The organism is Pseudoalteromonas sp. A601 (assembly GCF_002165575.1).
Classification (GTDB): Bacteria; Pseudomonadota; Gammaproteobacteria; order Enterobacterales; family Alteromonadaceae; genus Pseudoalteromonas.
Genome location: NZ_MXQF01000008.1, coordinates 98,420 through 114,775, shown reverse-complemented (window position 1 = coordinate 114,775; position 16,356 = coordinate 98,420). Strand labels below are relative to the sequence as shown.

General features: G+C 41.1%; 14 protein-coding genes. 5 read left to right on the top strand and 9 right to left on the bottom strand.

Annotated features, from left to right (window positions below):
* Window positions 1-340 precede the first annotated feature (340 nt).
* Window positions 341-2,755 carry a TonB-dependent receptor gene (locus B5G52_RS08495; RefSeq protein ID WP_087532238.1) on the top strand — a complete coding sequence of 805 codons (2,415 nt, stop codon included), beginning with the start codon at window positions 341-343 and terminating at the stop codon, window positions 2,753-2,755.
* Between the two features lie 183 nt (window positions 2,756-2,938).
* Window positions 2,939-3,373, top strand: coding sequence for an IS200/IS605 family transposase (tnpA, locus tag B5G52_RS08490; protein ID WP_087532237.1), 435 nt, complete (start codon window positions 2,939-2,941; stop codon window positions 3,371-3,373).
* A 288-nt stretch (window positions 3,374-3,661) separates the two neighbouring features.
* Here tnpA and B5G52_RS08485 read toward each other — a convergent pair whose 3' ends face one another.
* The 4 genes from B5G52_RS08485 to B5G52_RS08470 are packed head-to-tail and all read right to left on the bottom strand — an operon-like array spanning window position 3,662 to window position 8,212.
* Complete coding sequence (locus tag B5G52_RS08485; protein ID WP_087532236.1) at window positions 3,662-4,516, bottom strand: nuclear transport factor 2 family protein; 855 nt, start codon at window positions 4,514-4,516, stop codon at window positions 3,662-3,664.
* On the bottom strand, window positions 4,513-5,616 hold the full coding sequence (locus B5G52_RS08480) for an ester cyclase (RefSeq protein ID WP_087532235.1): 1,104 nt from the start codon (window positions 5,614-5,616) through the stop codon (window positions 4,513-4,515). Before B5G52_RS08480 ends, B5G52_RS08485 begins: the two co-directional genes overlap by 4 nt.
* A gap of 9 nt (window positions 5,617-5,625) precedes the next feature.
* Window positions 5,626-6,591 carry an ester cyclase gene (locus B5G52_RS08475; RefSeq protein WP_087532234.1) on the bottom strand — a complete coding sequence of 322 codons (966 nt, stop codon included), beginning with the start codon at window positions 6,589-6,591 and terminating at the stop codon, window positions 5,626-5,628.
* 10 nt (window positions 6,592-6,601) lie between these two features.
* Complete coding sequence (locus tag B5G52_RS08470) at window positions 6,602-8,212, bottom strand: sodium/solute symporter (RefSeq protein ID WP_087532233.1); 1,611 nt, start codon at window positions 8,210-8,212, stop codon at window positions 6,602-6,604.
* 238 nt (window positions 8,213-8,450) lie between these two features.
* Between B5G52_RS08470 and B5G52_RS08465 the strand changes: the two genes are divergently transcribed.
* Window positions 8,451-9,464 (top strand): ester cyclase, encoded by a 1,014-nt coding sequence (locus B5G52_RS08465; RefSeq protein WP_087532232.1) that lies wholly within the window; start codon window positions 8,451-8,453, stop codon window positions 9,462-9,464.
* A 58-nt stretch (window positions 9,465-9,522) separates the two neighbouring features.
* Here B5G52_RS08465 and B5G52_RS08460 read toward each other — a convergent pair whose 3' ends face one another.
* From B5G52_RS08460 to hisD, 5 genes are read right to left on the bottom strand one after another with little or no spacing between them, the layout of a single operon-like run.
* Window positions 9,523-10,545, bottom strand: coding sequence for an ester cyclase (locus B5G52_RS08460; protein ID WP_087532231.1), 1,023 nt, complete (start codon window positions 10,543-10,545; stop codon window positions 9,523-9,525).
* A complete protein-coding gene (locus B5G52_RS08455; RefSeq protein WP_087532230.1) occupies window positions 10,545-11,312 on the bottom strand; it encodes an HpcH/HpaI aldolase/citrate lyase family protein in 768 nt (255 codons plus the stop codon). The genes B5G52_RS08460 and B5G52_RS08455 overlap by 1 nt, the downstream gene beginning before the upstream one ends.
* Window positions 11,309-12,010, bottom strand: coding sequence for an alpha/beta fold hydrolase (locus B5G52_RS08450; RefSeq protein ID WP_087532228.1), 702 nt, complete (start codon window positions 12,008-12,010; stop codon window positions 11,309-11,311). The genes B5G52_RS08455 and B5G52_RS08450 overlap by 4 nt, the downstream gene beginning before the upstream one ends.
* A 14-nt stretch (window positions 12,011-12,024) precedes the next feature.
* Window positions 12,025-13,032 (bottom strand): LacI family DNA-binding transcriptional regulator, encoded by a 1,008-nt coding sequence (locus tag B5G52_RS08445; RefSeq protein WP_087532226.1) that lies wholly within the window; start codon window positions 13,030-13,032, stop codon window positions 12,025-12,027.
* A 4-nt stretch (window positions 13,033-13,036) separates the two neighbouring features.
* The gene (gene hisD, locus B5G52_RS08440; protein ID WP_087532223.1) at window positions 13,037-14,311 is read right to left on the bottom strand and encodes a histidinol dehydrogenase; all 1,275 of its coding nucleotides are present in this window, start codon (window positions 14,309-14,311) and stop codon (window positions 13,037-13,039) included.
* Window positions 14,312-14,440: 129 nt separating this feature from the next.
* Here hisD and B5G52_RS08435 point away from each other — a divergent pair, with 129 nt between their 5' ends.
* Window positions 14,441-15,181: an SDR family NAD(P)-dependent oxidoreductase gene (locus B5G52_RS08435; RefSeq protein ID WP_087532221.1), complete on the top strand. Its 741-nt coding sequence runs from the start codon at window positions 14,441-14,443 to the stop codon at window positions 15,179-15,181.
* An 18-nt stretch (window positions 15,182-15,199) separates the two neighbouring features.
* Window positions 15,200-16,198 (top strand): cupin domain-containing protein, encoded by a 999-nt coding sequence (locus tag B5G52_RS08430; protein ID WP_087532218.1) that lies wholly within the window; start codon window positions 15,200-15,202, stop codon window positions 16,196-16,198.
* The last annotated feature ends 158 nt before the right edge of the window (window positions 16,199-16,356 follow it).

The window sequence follows — 16,356 nt, the reverse complement described above, 5'->3', positions numbered from 1 at the left end:
GCAAATGGAAAGGCTTGTCACCACGTTTGATCTAAAAAGCAGCTCTATATCTTCAGCAGCAGTTTTAAATGCTACTAGGCCGTAAATCGAGTTTTTATTATTCGTAGGTACCGTTATATTTTTATTTCGAAATCAATTTTTAACATGTTGTATCTCATTGATTTATAACAGTAATGAAATTTTTTGTTAAATTTGTTGCATAAATGTATTGATATTTTTGACTTCGAAGTCTATTTTGTATTAATGCATTTTCAATTAATACAAACTGTTTACTGTAGTAATTGAAAATGTAGGTTTTGGGGAGAACTTAATATATTTTATAATCGGGAGAATAATTATAATGAAAGCTAAATTTACAACGACTCTCGTTCATTTTGCTGTGACTACCGCTATTGCAGCAACCACAATGAATGCCCACGCAGCACAAGAGCCTGAATCGGCACAAGTGCTAGAACAAGTTAAAGCAGAAGTTAAAGAGCCTGCTATTGAGCGCATAGCGGTAACCGCAAACCGACGATCACAAGATCTGCAGGAAGTATCATCATCAATTACGGCATTAGGGGAAGGCGATATTGCCCGTGCTGGTATTATTGATGTGACGGGTCTTGAGCAGGTTGTACCTGGCTTACGTATGGGGTCATCGGGTGGTGAGGTTCGCCCTGCTATGCGCGGCGCACGTACAAATGAAGTAGGTGTAGCTGGCACCGGTATTGCCGAGCAAATTGTCGGTATATTTCAAGATGGAATTTATGTACCTACTACTTCATCGGGCTTAGGTGCGTTGGTGGATGTACAACGTATAGAAGTATTACGTGGGCCGCAAGGTACGTTATATGGCCGTAATACGTTTGCGGGTAGCATTAATATCATTACGAACCAACCTGTTTTTGATGATTTACTGGGGAGTGTAAAAGTTGAAACAGGGAGTTATAACCGCAGCGCTTATGAAGGTATCATAAATATCCCTGTGAGTGACACGGTGGCAACCCGTTTTGTAGTGGCCTCTGATCGCCACGATGGTTATATCAATAATTTAGTCATTCCAGGGCCTTCGGATGACCTACGTGAAAAAAATCAGTTTTATATGCGTAACGTTACCAAGTGGGAACCAAACGAAAAGTTTAATGCCACAGTACGCTTTGACTATTCACGTAAAGACTCAAACTCAGAAGCTATTTGGGGTTATCAGCAAATAGCGGGCTACCAAATTGAAGAAACCTCGCCGGGTTCGGGTGTATTTAACACCACACCTACAGTAACCGAGGGGCATATTTATCAGCCAAGTGATGCGCAGCACGAAGATCTTGGCCCGTATGATGTTTACCGCAATGGATTTTCACTTGATAAGCAAGAAAGCTTTTCGACCACATTAGCACTTGAGTGGTATACCGACTTTGCTGATATTAAATGGACCACTAATTACTCAACACTTAGTGGTAAGCAATATTACGATAATGACTACAGCGATGGCGGTATTGATTTTGTGGGTGGCTTTGGCCGTGAGGATGACCAAAAAACTTTATCCTCTGAGTTACAGCTTGCCTCTAACGACGATGGTGATTTTTCGTGGATTGGTGGCCTTTACTACTTTGATCAAGAAGCCGACTGGAGCTGGTTATCGCATACAGATACCACAGGCGACGGTATATCTGACTCTGTTGTAGTGCCTTCGTGGGGGAACCCTGATTACGACCCACATACGGCTAAATCAATTGCGGCGTATGGACAATTACGCTACCAAGTAACAGAAGATTTGCGCGTGGTAGGTGGATTGCGTGTAAACCAAGACGACAAAACATTTACTGGCGATACAATACCAGATTGGGATGATTCAGCCCTGCTTTATAAAGCGGCTGCCGAGTACGACATTAATAACGATATTATGGTGTATGCAAGTGTAGCGACAGGCTACAGAACCGGTGGCGCTAACGACTCGCGCGTTGTAGCACGTGGTGCGGATCCACTATATGATAACGAAGATGTTATTTCCTACGAAATGGGAATGAAGAGCTATTTGCTCGATGGCGCAATGCGTGTAAATCTTTCTGTATTTATGAATGAATACGAAGATGTAAAAGCACAGTTATTTGCAACTTCATGTAACGATACAACCACAGGCGATACGGTTTTAGAGTGTGTATCTGCAGGTACAGCCACTACGTTTGAATACTACGAAAATGGTGGTGATGTAGAAACGGTAGGCCTTGAAGCAGATATACAATGGGTACCAATAGATAGCTTAACGCTAACAGGAACTTTATCGCTGCTAGATAGTGAGTTTGCAGATGGCTACGCCGTTGGCAACGAGCAATTACGCCCGTTACTGGCACTGGGTAACCAAGGTGGCCGCCAAGACATTAACGACAATGCTAGTCAGTTTAGTTTTGAAGGCTGGAGCCCAGCTATGGCACCTGAGTATAGTGTTGGTTTATCGGCTCGTTACGAGTTTAGCTTGGGCGGAGATTCGTACTTAGTACCGTACATTCAAATGAATTACCTCGACGATTACTACGCGTTTGATACGAATATTCCAGAGGTGCAAGTAGATGCGCATTTAATGGCTGATGCACGCTTAACGTGGTATATAAACGACAGTGTTCAAGTAGAAGCGTACATTAAAAACATTGGTGATAAAGCTATTTTAACCCGAGGCGTAGTTCACTCACAAATTGTTGATGGCTTACCCGCTAACTCAGTACAAGCTAACTGGAGCAACCCACGTACGTGGGGCGCAAGCTTAAAATATCAGTTTTAGAGTTTCTGAAAATGGCCGCAACGGTCATCACTTCCAGCCAGCTATTTATTAGCTGGCTTTTTTGTTTTCAGCCCCTAAACCACCTACTTCAGTAGGTGGTTATCATCAAATAGGCTTTGCCTGTAAAAAGTACTCATGTTAATTCCTAAGTTGATTTTTAGCGAAGTCACAAAAGGAAAAAACATGAGTAGATACGAGAAAGCATCGCATGTGTATTGGCGATGTCAATATCATATAGTTTGGACACCGAAATATAGATTTAGGATCCTTAAAAACAAAGTAGGCAGGGATGTATACAGATGCATTCAGGTCTATTGTGAACAGCTTGGATGCAAAGTTGTTGAGCTGAATGTACAAATAGATCACGTACACTTAGTAGTAAAAGTGCCACCAAAGCTGTCAATTTCAAAATTAATGGGAGCATTGAAAGGTAAAATAGCGTTAAAAATGTTTAGTAAATATCCGTATTTAAGAAAGAATAAGTTATGGGGTAATCATTTTTGGCAGCGAGGGTATTTTGTTGACACGGTTGGCATAAATGAAGAAGTAATACGAAGATATGTCAGGCATCAGCAGAAAGAAGAGAGGCAAGAGCAAGCTCAGTTAACACTGGAGTAAACAACGCCCCCTTCTTTAGAAGGTGGATCTTTTACTTTAAGCTCGTGGTTAGCGTTACTATTGTGTTTAACAAGCCTTTACTCGCATCCATCAAGTGCGCCTTCATTAGCTTTAATTGGAAGCTTAATCCTCTGAGAACTATAAAATTGGCGACCATGTTCAGTGTTTCTTATTGCAAATACTTTCTTCACTGTCATTAGGGTCTTATATGGACTCCCCTTAAATAGTTAAAGGCTAAAACAAAAAAAGCGCTCAGTGAGCGCTTGAAGGGAAGTGACATAAATTATCTTATAGTGCAAATTGTTGGCTTAGCGCCAGCGTATCAAATTGCATTACTTCGTCGGTGATCAGTTTATCGTTAATAGTAATTACTGTAATTATTTGTTGGCGAACACGTACGTTTTTAGCGTTAAAGCTGCCATCGAGGGTCCAACATACGGTGGCTTGGTTTTTAGCGCTGTCATACTCAACGGTTTCTAGCTGGGCGTAGCGTCTGCTCAGTGATTGTGTAAAGTTTAAATGGCAATCAAGCAATGCACTAATCGGCTGTGGTTCTGTATTACCTGCAAGGATAGCTGTAGCGCTTGGAGTATAAAGGGAATTAAAGTGAGCCAGGTTGTTGGTTTGCCAAATTTGCCACCAGTTATCTAAAGTACGAGCAATGTGAGAGGGTAGCTCGCAGATAGCGCTGGGCGTTGCATGAAAAGTAGTAGGGTGTAGCTGATTATCTAAATCGCTAACAATAATAGGATCGCTTTTTGGTAGTTTAGGAATAACCGAGTTGTTATTTAGCGTTGTATTTACATACTCGTTATTAGCCAGCGACAGCGTATCCACGATGCACTTTATTGTTTTAATAAACGTGCCGTTATGTTTAATTACAAACGTTAAGTGCACCGGGCTTTTAAGCTTTTTAGGCTGTAAAACCAGCTGTAGGGTTTCACGTTCTGCCCCTTTACTGTGTGCCTGCGATACTAGCTCTGAAACACCATACTGAGCTAAAAAGCTAAGCCATAGTGGCTGTGCTTGCAAAGCGCCCATGGCCGTAAAATGATGTTGCTGCCAACGGCTACTGCGTAGTAGTTTACCGCTTAGAGTTTCAATGTCGGCTTTAGTGTATAAATCGATAATAGCGTTGATCATGCATTTTCCTCCAACTGTGCTTCGCTAATTAATGCATGTGCTTTAAATAAGTTTGCATAAAGTGCCACTTCATCAAAAACCGTGATCTCTTCGATAATTTTTTTGTTTTTAATGCGTAAATGTGATGCGCCTAAAATAAAATAAGGTTGCTGTTTTAATGCCTTTAACTCATTATTTTGCGGGTTAAAATGCCCCGCAAGTGACCAGCGAATAGCGACATCGGTGGTGGTTTCGTTAAATGGGGTGATCGCTAAATGATCAACCGTGAGCTTAGCGTCAGGACAGTTTGCAAAAAATTGTATAAACACGCCGTTTATTTGTGCAAGGCCAGTAGCCATTCTGCCGCTAGGCCATTGTTGTGTGGCTGTTAAGTTATAAAACTCGTGTACCTTTGCAAACTGTTTTTGATTAAATAAAGTATCTAGCCAATTATGTGCAAAGGCAGCCAACTCCCCTGTTAAAATAGGGGTACTTGCGACGCGATGATCTATCGCGCGAACACGGTTAAATTCTTCTTCAAGCCACAGAGTGTGTTTGTCATTACTGGGTATTTGCGCCATGTACTTGGCTACATTAATAATATTTAGGCCCAGTTGTTTAACTAAAAAGCCGTTGTCGCGTACTAGCCATTCTTTTACTATTTTATTTTCAAAACACACGCAGTCAGCAATTGTGGTTACGCGGCCAGTTTTATGAGTTGCAGGGCCAAACTCAGAATTACCCGTATTGGTCATCACGCTGCTAATTAAGTGTGATGAATAATAGTGCTCGTTGGCTTCTTCTGAAAACACCACGTTTTCGCCAATCAGACTTCTATCGGGGAAAGCTGCAATAGTTTTAAGTGTACCTTGAATGACATCTTCTATGTTTTCACCGTAGGCACCTAGGGTAAATACGGGACATAAGTCGGCGTAATAGCGATAACAGAGGCCAATGTTTTTTTGTTCCCAAATGCGGTGTGTTATACGCAAAATGTAATCAACGATATCGACAAACTCGTCATCAAAGCCTATTAAAAGCTGCTGCTTGTTACCTTGCGGATTTAACACGTTTGCTAATGGTAGCCAGTAAGGTTGGGTCATATTATTGTGTTTATTCATACTTACCTCTTATTTAGCTGCAGCTATTTTGCGTTGCATTTGCTCAAAAATATCAATGCCCATACCATCTAATAAGTGAGGGATATCAATAGCGACCCAGTTTTCTTTTAAAATACCGTTTTCGCAGCGCCAAAAATCCATAACTCGCGGGAACAGCTTATTGCCTGAAGGCGGTAAACCTAACCAGTCTGCGCCGGTGTGAGTTCCGTACATATGTGGCCAGCCACCGGTGGCTACAAAGTTATCGTGACTCACTAAACACAGGGTTTTATTAATGCCGCGATCAGGAAACCCTTTTAAAAATGGCCCTTGGTGATGCTCTCTAAAACCGCTAATACCACGGGTTGTGCCTATGCCTGCAGGACCGTACCAAATAAAATCTGGGTGCCAGTATTTTTCTAAATTAATGCTGTATAAATCTTCGCCATCGTAGCGGCCAAGCTCTGTGAGCATATCAACTACGAGTTGCTCGTTAGTTTGGCTAAGCTCCTCGCTTTTTGCAGTCAATGGGACGCCATCAAGTGTAGTGGGGGGCATTACTAAGCCTGAATAGCCTAAGCTTGGGCGCAGTGGATTTACGCCTACTTGGTTCATTACATCAATGAAGTCTAAAAAAGTATAAACATTAACAATTTGATTGTTTTCTATTTGCGCCATTTCGCTGTATCGAATAAAGACACTTTTACCGCTGGCAGGGATCCCCAATAATGGCTGAGTAAATGTGCCGCTAAAGTAACCTGTGGCACAGATCCATTGCTCGTCTTTATAGTCACCTTGAATAGAGATAAATGGTTTACGCTCTATATCAGGTAATGCGTTTTTAAGTACTGAAAAGTAGTCATTAATAACATTTTCTTTTGTGCTAATAGGCTCAAAAGGGTGACTTACCTGCCATTGAACGGAGTCTGCGAGTAATGCTTGATTTGGCAATTCTGCAGCGCTAAAGTTTTCAAAAAGTTGTTCTAAAATATTCATTTATTTCACCTTACACAAAATATTCAAATAACATGAGGGAGACAAAACTCAGTACAAAAAAGCCAAGTAACCAGTAGTTGATTGAGTCGAACTTACCAGGCACTAAGTACCAGCCATTTTCTTTTTCTGGGCGATTTTGTTCTTTAAATGCTTTTAGTTGGCCTTTAATCGTGTATTCGTTGTAATCATTTTGAAAGCCATCAAATGCAATGCTTAATGCAATACTAAATAGCACACAGGTAATGGCGCCTATTGCACAGTACCAAGGCCACGCAATATCGGTATAAAGAGCACATACAGCAACGGTTACAAACGATATCAAAGTACCTATTAGCAATCCTTTTTCGGTGGTGTGTTTAGAGAAAAAACCTAGAGCAAACATTCCCAGTTGAGCACCAACAAAGTAAGAGCCAACTTTGGTGAGTATTTCTAAAATTGAGCCTTCGCTATAAAGGTGGTACATAATTGCAGGCACAATAATGATCACAGCCCACCCTAAGGTAAATAAACGAGTAACGTTTAAGTAATGGACATCATTTTTATCTGGCGCAAAGTACTTTTTATAAAAGTCGATGGTGCTAATGGTCGAAAGCGAATTAAGTGCTGAATCAAGGCTCGACATAGAAGCTGCCATGACTGCTGCGGCTATAATCCCCATTAATCCTGGTAGGCCATAATCGGCTGCAAACTGTAGGATAATTAAATTGTCGTTTTCAAATGTGCGTCCACCGTAATAGCTATAGAACAACACACCCATAACTATAAAAAAGAGGTAGATAAAAAATGCAATGAAGCCCATAAGTAGGTATGACTTTTTGGCATCACCAATATTTTTAGCTGCAAGCGTGCGTTGTACCATCATTTGGTTAGTGCCATACACAGTAATATGGTACAGCGACATGGCTAGCACACCGGACCATACGGTGGTCACTTGTGTAAAGTCGAACGAGAAGTTGAGTGGGTCTAACTTACCTTGTGTTTTTAACTCTGCCAGTGTTGAACTAAATGAACCGTCCATAGAGGTAATTAGCGCATACATAATAATACCAGCGCCAATAAACAAAATGCCCGACTGAATTACATCAGTCCAAATAACCGCGGTTATGCCACCTAGCATGGTGTAAATAAGAGCGATAATAGTGACTAAAAATATTGCTGTAATAACGTTTATATCAACAATAAATGCCAGTACTAAGGATGTGGCATAAAGCACGGCGGCTGAGCCCATTGTTTGCGAAATAAGCCAAATTGTGGAGATTAAAATACGTGCTTTTTTTCCAAATCGGCGTTCTTGGTACTCGTAAATAGACGCGACACCGGCATTATAAAAAAACGGGAAAAACAAACACACCACAGCCACAATAACCAGTGGGTAGTTTAAGTGAATAGCAATAACAGAAAGGCCTTCTTTGTATGACCACGCAGGTGCGCCTAAAAAGGTAAGGGCACTTACATAGGTAGCCACTACCGATATGCCGATGGCCCACCATGGTGTAGTTTTTCTGCCAATATAAAAGTCATTAGCACTACTCACCTTTTTACTTATTACAAATCCAAGTATGAGATTAGCAATAATGTACCCGATGAGAATGCTCCAATTCAATAATCCAAAATCATTCATAATTAATCCTGTTAGATTAGGTTTTACGGGCTTAAGAGCCTATTTGTATTTTTTATTTTGAATCATCATGAATCACTTTGACTTCGAAGTCAATTGTCATTAGTATTATTTTAAACCAATTTATAACTTATTATTCACAGGCTTTTAATTACTCTTTAAATAGAATACATTTTGCTAATGCATATTTATGTGCGGCTTGAGAGTTTAAATTTGACTGCGAAAACAACAAGGAAACATCATGGCAGAAACAATCAATAATAAGCAGCTGGTTCGTCAATTCCATGCTGCATTAGAAAAAACGCAAGGTACTGATTTAAATTTAGTATTTAATAAATACATGGTGGATGATTACCGCTTTAAAGGGGTACACCCGTTTAATGAGCTGAATAATATTAATGCTGTCATTGCACAAGTTTGGCAGCCGTTATTTCGATCGTTTAGTGCACTGCAACGCCGTGAAGATATTTTTATTGCAGGGCAAAGTGAAGCGGATGGCGGCGAGTGGGTTATGAGTATGGGTCACTTTATGGGCTTATTCGATAACGATTGGCTAGGCATTGCCCCTTCTCATAAGTTGGTGACTATTCGCTACGCTGAGTTTAACTGCGTTAAAGATGGGCAAATTGTTGAAACAGGTTTTTTTGTCGATATTATTGGCTTAATGCTGCAAGTTGATTTAAATCCGCTACCGCTCTCTACTGGGCAATACTTTACTTACCCAGGCCCGCGTACTCACGATGGCATACGCTTAGGTAAAAGCAATGATGAGCAAAGTGAAAAAACCATGGCGCTAGTGAATCAGATGATTGATAACCTTACAACGCTTAACAAAAGTGGTATTGATACATGTCCGCCTGAAGTACTTGCAAAAACGTGGGATAAAAACATGGTGTGGTATGGTCCTGCCGGCATAGGTGCTACATATACTATTGAGCGATACCAACAACAACACATGTACCCGTTTAGAGAAGGGTTAACGGGTAAAGTGTTTAATGGCCATATTTGCCGTTTTGCCGAAGATGAATTCGCCTGCTTTTTTGGTTGGCCGAATTTAACTAATACTGCGATTGGGGGGTTTTTAGGCTTACCCGGTGCGAATACCCCAGCTGATATGCGCGTAGTTGATGTTTACCATCGTGAAGGCGATAAACTAGTGGAGAACTGGGTGATTATTGATATCCCTTATTGGCTAAAACAGCAAGGGTTAGATATTTTAAAACGCATGCAAAGTATTGCAAACCCAGGAGCATAGTAGGGTTAATTTATAAAAAAGCTCTGTTATTACAGAGCTTTTTACATTTTAAGGGCCGTTAGGGAGCAAAGTTTAAGTAGCGCGCTTTGCTAAGCTCTTTCATACGTGCGAGTACGTCTACACCTATTTGATGATAAACGTCGAGCATATCTATTAATACCCAGTTTTCGCGGATGAGATTGTTTTCAGTACGCCAAAAATCTAAGCTACGCATAGTAATGTTTTGATTTGCAGGCGCAATACCTAACCATCCATCGTGGCTTATGGTCATGCTCATACCTGGCCATGCGGTAAACCCGACATAGTTTGCATCGGCAAATAAATAACCTTTGCTAGCATCGCCAACACGGTTGGGCAGGGCGTTTAAAAATGGAATTTGGTGCCAGTTTCTAAAGCCTTTTATACCCCGTGCGGTTCCTATCGTACTTGGCCCATACCAGCTACAGTGTGGGTGCCAAAACTGTTCTAGCTTCATAGCTGCTATACCACCTGTTGAATAAAACCCCAGATGCTCACACATATCGCCGACAAGTTTTAAGCTTTGTGCTGCTTGCTCTGTATTATATGGGCTTGTGATTAACCCATCTTGAGTGGCTGGGCCTGGTACATGCCACTCTTTTCCTAAGCTAGCAGAGAGCGGCCACACATTGGCTTGCATCATTACTTCAGGAATATCCCAAATAGCTTGTACTTCAACTACTTTGTTATTTTTTATGCGATAAAATTCATGAAAACGCATGCTTACTTGGTGCCCTGTCGGGGGGATATCAAGCCATGGCTTTTCAAATGAGCCGGTATAATAGCCGCAACAACCAACCCATTCAGAGTTGTTAATGGAGCTACCTGCCATAACAATGGTGTCACGGCGCTCAAGACCTATAAATGCGTTGGCAAGGGGGGTGTAGGCTTGCTCTAAAAGTGCGTTTGGGTTTGCGAAGGTTTCAAACGGATAACATAGTTGAATGAGCGCGTCATCGGCAAAGACGCGATTGATTTGTGCCTGTAAGGCTTGCTGATCAAAGTTATACAGTGCCTCTGTAAAACCTTGTATTAGCGCTTTGTTGCTATTATGAATACTCATTATTTTGTCGTGCTCATCTCGGTATCAAATTGGTTACGTAATTGCTTAGCGCCGCTTAATAAAAAGCTATGATCAGAGCTTAATAAATAAAAGCTTACCCCGAGTGATTGCCAATGACTTAGTTCACTCAAGTTACCGACAAACATGCCACAACATTTATTATACTTGGCTGCCGCATTGGTTATTTTTGTTACGGCTTCTAAAACACTCGGTGCACTTGGGTTGGTTTCGCCAAGAGAAATAGTTAAATCCATTCGGCCTATAAAAATGCAATCAATTTCGTCTATTTGGCATAGCTGCTCAATATGCTCCAGTGCATCGGCATCTTCTATTTGAGCAATAATGCAGGTTGATGACTTATTAGCTGCTAAGTTCTCGGTTAAAGCATGGGTGGTATAACCTGCAAAACGGCTAGAGCCAGCATAACCTCGACCATTGTTTCCATAAAAGCAGTGTTTAATAATCGCTTTGGCTTGCGCTGGCGTTTTTATGTGCGGTAGTACAAGACCCTCTGCGCCCATATCTAAACTGCTTAATAATGTGGCGTGATCGGTATTACTAACCCGTATTAGTGTGGGCATGTGTTTAGTGCGTGCTGCCATAATACAGCTGTCTAAATCGCCTTTATCAAAGGGAGCATGCTCGGCATCAAGGCACAGTACATCTAGGTTGGTATGCGCGAGTACCTCAGTATTATGATAATGCGTGCTCTTTATAAATGTGCCAAGCAGTAACTGTTTGGCGTTTAATTTTTGTTTTAAATTCATGATAAAGACTCCAACCAATCTAAAAGTATTACGTTTAATGTGTTGCTTCGCTCAAGAGGGATAAAGTGCCCGCAATTACCTAATAAAATAAGATCGCTATTAGCGCAGGCGTTATGCATGGTTTGCTGAATGTTAGTTGGACATAAAACGTCATGTTCACCACCAATGAACAGCAACTTTTTAGCGGTTTGCGCAATAACGTTTAAGGTATCTTCACGGGTGGCAAGTGCTTGCAGCTGCGCACTAAAAGCGTTAACGCCAAGTTCGTTTGCCATAGTTAAGGCTATTTGAGAGTGTTGCTCATTTGGCTGGTGGAAATAATGTGGTAAAAAGTCGTTTTTTAATACATCTTCAATATTGGTACTGTTTGCTTGTGCTATTTGCTTGAGTCTAATCGCAGAGCGTTCTGGCTTATCCGCTAGGTGGTTGCTAGATATTAAACACAGCGATTGTATCAGTTCAGGGTTTGATTTTAAAAGAGCAAGCGCAACAATACCGCCCATTGAAAAACCAATAAAAGGCGCGGGTTCAAGGGCTATGGTTTTAGTAAGCTCTGCCATTTCCGCAATGCTTGTTTGCTGGGTAAATGGAATAACATGGGGCGTGTAACCCGCATTTTTCAGCGCAACTATTTGCGCTGCAAACATACGCTGGTTACACAATGTACCAGGTAAAATATAAACAGGATTTTTGGCCACAAAAATTCCTTAATTTAACGTGTTTTAATAGAGTTCCCCTCAATTAATGAACCAGTAAAAACTCGCGCTTCTGCCGCCGCTTGAGGGTTTTCAATACGCTCCATGAGTATGTCTACAGCGGCTTTGGTTAGCTGTTTCATAGGTTGTTGTATTGTGGTTATTTGATAGTTGTACCACGATGATGCGCTTATACCATCAAACCCTACTACCGATATATCGTCGGGGACATTTATATGGAAGTTTTCTTTTAGTTCATCAATTACGCCAATGGCCATTGCATCGTTGCTGCATATTATGGCATCGGGCTTGGGGTGTTTTTTTAACCATTCATTTAGTGCTTCACGTGCTGATTTATACCCATAATCACCATAAATAACTGGGGTGTATTCTACCCCAAGAGTGTGTAAATAATTTTCGGCAATTTCTCTGCGTTCGTTTGCCACGTCAGAATCAGTAGGGCCGGCAATTATTAAATACGATTTATGATTAGCTTGGTGTAATAAGTCTATTAACTGCTTAATGCCTTTGTCATGATTGCAGCAAACCGTGTTTGCATTCGACTCAGGCACATTGCGGTTATAAAGCACAATAGGCGTACTGTGTTTAGCAAATAAATCTAAGCTTTTACTATCAAAATGGGCGGCTAGGGCAATTACGCCATCAACCTGAAATGTCCAAATGTTTTCAAGTAATTCGTCTAGCTCGTCGGCATTATCTAGTGTAAAAAGCAGCACTCGTTTATTATTAAGTGCTAGCTCTTTATTAAGCTCAGAGAGTACCTCAGGGTAATTTAGGTTAGCCTGCGATGATAATATCACCGCAACCATACCAGATTGTTTGGTGATCAACATACGGGCAATGGCATTAGGGCGATAGCCCATTTCATTGGCCGTAGCGATTACCTTTTCACGGGTTTTTTTAGACACACTAAATCCGGGTCTAAATACACGCGATACCGCCGATTGTGAAACACCCGCTTCGCGGGCTACATCGTATGAGGTGACTTTTTTTTGCTTTGACAATGATTTATTTCCTATATCGTCTTACTCGTATGTCTGCTTGTTCTTTGTGACCAGCGAACCCTTCTGCAGCACATAAACGTGAACAATACTCACCAACTACTACTGAGGCTTCTTCAGTTACTTGTTGGAAAGTACATGTTTTTATGAATTTTCCTACCCATAGTCCGCCAGTATAACGCGCTGCTTTACCTGTGGGTAGTGTATGGTTGGTACCAATACATTTATCACCATAGGAGACATTCGTTTGTGGGCCTAGAAATAAGGCGCCAAAGTTTTGCATGTTATCTTTAAAGTAACCAGTGTTGCTAGTCATTACTTGCACGTGTTCAAAAGCCAAGTCGTTTGCTACTTCAATCATTTCTTCATAAGTGTCGCACACAATGACTTCACCATGATCTTGCCATGCTACGCCTGCTATATCGGCAGTAGGTAAAATAGTCAGCTGTCTCTGTACTTCGGCCATTGTATCTTTAGCTAATTGCTCAGAATTAGTCAGTAAAATAGCAGGAGAAGTAGGACCGTGCTCTGCTTGCCCTAGTAAATCGGCAGCACATAGCTCACCATCAACGCTGTCATCCGCAATAACCAGTGTTTCAGTAGGGCCTGCAAATAAGTCAATACCTACACGACCAAATAACTGGCGCTTAGCCTCTGCTACAAAGGCATTACCTGGACCGACAATCATATCTACAGGGGCAATAGTTTGCGTACCAATTGCCATGGCAGCAACGGCTTGCACGCCGCCTAAGCAGTATATTTCATCTGCACCTGCCATATCCATAGCAACCACAATTTCAGGTGATGGTTTACCATTAAAAGGCGGGGCCATTGCGATAACACGTTTAACACCCGCTACTTTGGCGGTAAGCACACTCATATGGGCAGAAGCTAATAATGGGTACTTACCACCAGGTACATAACAACCGACGCTATCCATGGCGATATGTTTATGACCTAGTGTAACACCGGGTAAAGTTTCGACTTCAACATCTTTCATAGAGTCACGCTGAATTTGCGCAAAGTTTCTAACTTGGCTTTGTGCCCATTTAATATCTTCGATTAACTGCTCATCAAGTTGTGCATAACACGCTTTGATTTCTTCAGTTGAAAGTTTGAAAGACTTCGGAGTCCACTTGTCAAATTGTTCTGAATACTCGCGAATTGCTGCATCACCCTCGGATTCAACACGTGCCAAAATATTCTCTACAATATCTCTTACTGATTGATTTTGTTTTTCTTTTGAGTCAGATGGTTGACCCTTTTTTAAGTGCTTTATCATTGCTAATATCCTTTGTGAATCGTTTTTATATACACATTTGGTGAGACGCATTGGTTAAATAATGTCTTGCATCTAACTGCACTCTAATTAATAATGACTTCGAATGCAATATAGAATTTAGGTGAAAGAATGGGATTTGATAAAACTCTGTTACTTGGTAAAACCATTTTAGTTACAGGAGCGGGTAAAGGCATTGGCAAATCGTGCGTACAAAAGTGCGTTGCTGCTGGCGCAAACGTGATTGCGGTGGCTAGAACAAAACAAGATTTAGAACAGCTAAAACAATACGCGCCTGCACAAATAGAAATTTGGCCACTTGATATAAATAGCGATGCATTTTTTGCACGATTACGTGAGCTTTCTAAACTTGATGGATTGCTTAACAATGCAGGCATTAATCGTGTTGCTCCCATACTTGAGCAAACAGATCAGAATATTGATGATGTAATTGCGATGAATATTCGTAGTGTTTACAAAATTAGCCAAGCGGCATTGCCAGCCTTAATAGCCTCAGGTGCTGGAACTGTGGTTAATATGTCATCGCAAATGGGCTTTGTGGGCTCGGCCAATCGCAGTTTGTATTGCATGAGCAAGCATGCGGTGGAAGGACTAACAAAAGCGCTTGCTGTTGAATTAGCAACACAAAATGTAAGAGTTAATACAGTAGCTCCAACATTTGTAGAAACCCCAATGACCAAACCTATGTTAGCAGACCCTGCTTTTAATAAATTTGTTTATGAGATGATCCCAATGAAAAAAATCGCTCAAACAGATGATGTTGCTAATGCCTGTGTATTTTTGCTTAGTGAACTGTCGGCAATGATCACGGGTACAAGTATAAAAATTGATGGCGGCTGGACCGCTCAATAATTAATTAAGGAGATAGTAATGAGTTTATTTGCAGAGCGCTTAGTACGATACAATGATTTAATTCCGTGCAAAAATGCTTTTATAGATACACGTTCGCCAGGTAGCGATCAAAAAGAAAATTTTACTATTATTGGTCCAGGCGTTGCCGAGAACCCGAATCAGCATGTCCATATTTCGATCCCTCATGGTTTTAATATTGGTGGTGCACGCCAGCCTGCAGGATGTTTAAATTCACAGCATAGCCACTTAACCGAAGAGATTTTTGTTGTCCACACTGGTACGTGGGCATTTTATACCGGTGTAGAGGGTAAAGATGCCAAAGTAATTTTAAATGCAGGCGATATCATTTCAATCCCACTGGATATTTTTAGAGGCTTTGAAAACGTAGGCGATGATATTGGTTACTTATATGCAGTACTGGGTAGTGATGATCCGGGTCGAGTGTTATGGGCCCCACAAGTATTTGATATGGCAAAAGAGTTTGGCTTAATACTATTAGAAAATGGTAGTTTAGTTGATACCACGCTAAATGAAGAAATTCCAGATGGGGTTAAACCCATGGCGGTGACGAGTAAAGAACAAATAGCGCAACACAGAGTGATTACCAATGAAGAGCTTGCTGAAACAGTTGTTAGAGCAACGAACTTCAATTGGCAACAGCGCTCTTACCTGAGCCAGTTTAAAGGTGTTTATGAAGCCCCACTCGTTGGTAATTTAAATGCTGATACGCTCATTCAAACGCAACTAAACTGGCCACATGGGTTTAATATATCCGCTTTAAAACTTCAGCCGAATGCCGAGATAGCGCAACACATTCGTTTTGAAGAAGAGGTTATTTTTGTTCACCAAGGGTGCTTAACAATCGACTTGGGTGAAGAGGTATTAAAGCTCAACGAAGGTGATACATTCTCGGTACCTATTGAACATAGCAGGGCATTTAGTAATCAAACTGATGGTGATTGCATTGTGTATGTAACTCGCCGAAATGACTCACCAATACCACCGAATTTTATTTAATTATATATTCTATGGGCATAATAAGTTCTAGTTTAAATATACTTTAATAAGCCAGCACTAAAGCTAGGGCAAGAGCATGAAAAAAGTCTATGAGTTGTTCAATACCTTTTCAAGGTAGGTTGTACTGCGCATAGCTTTTTTCTGTTTTGCATGTATGC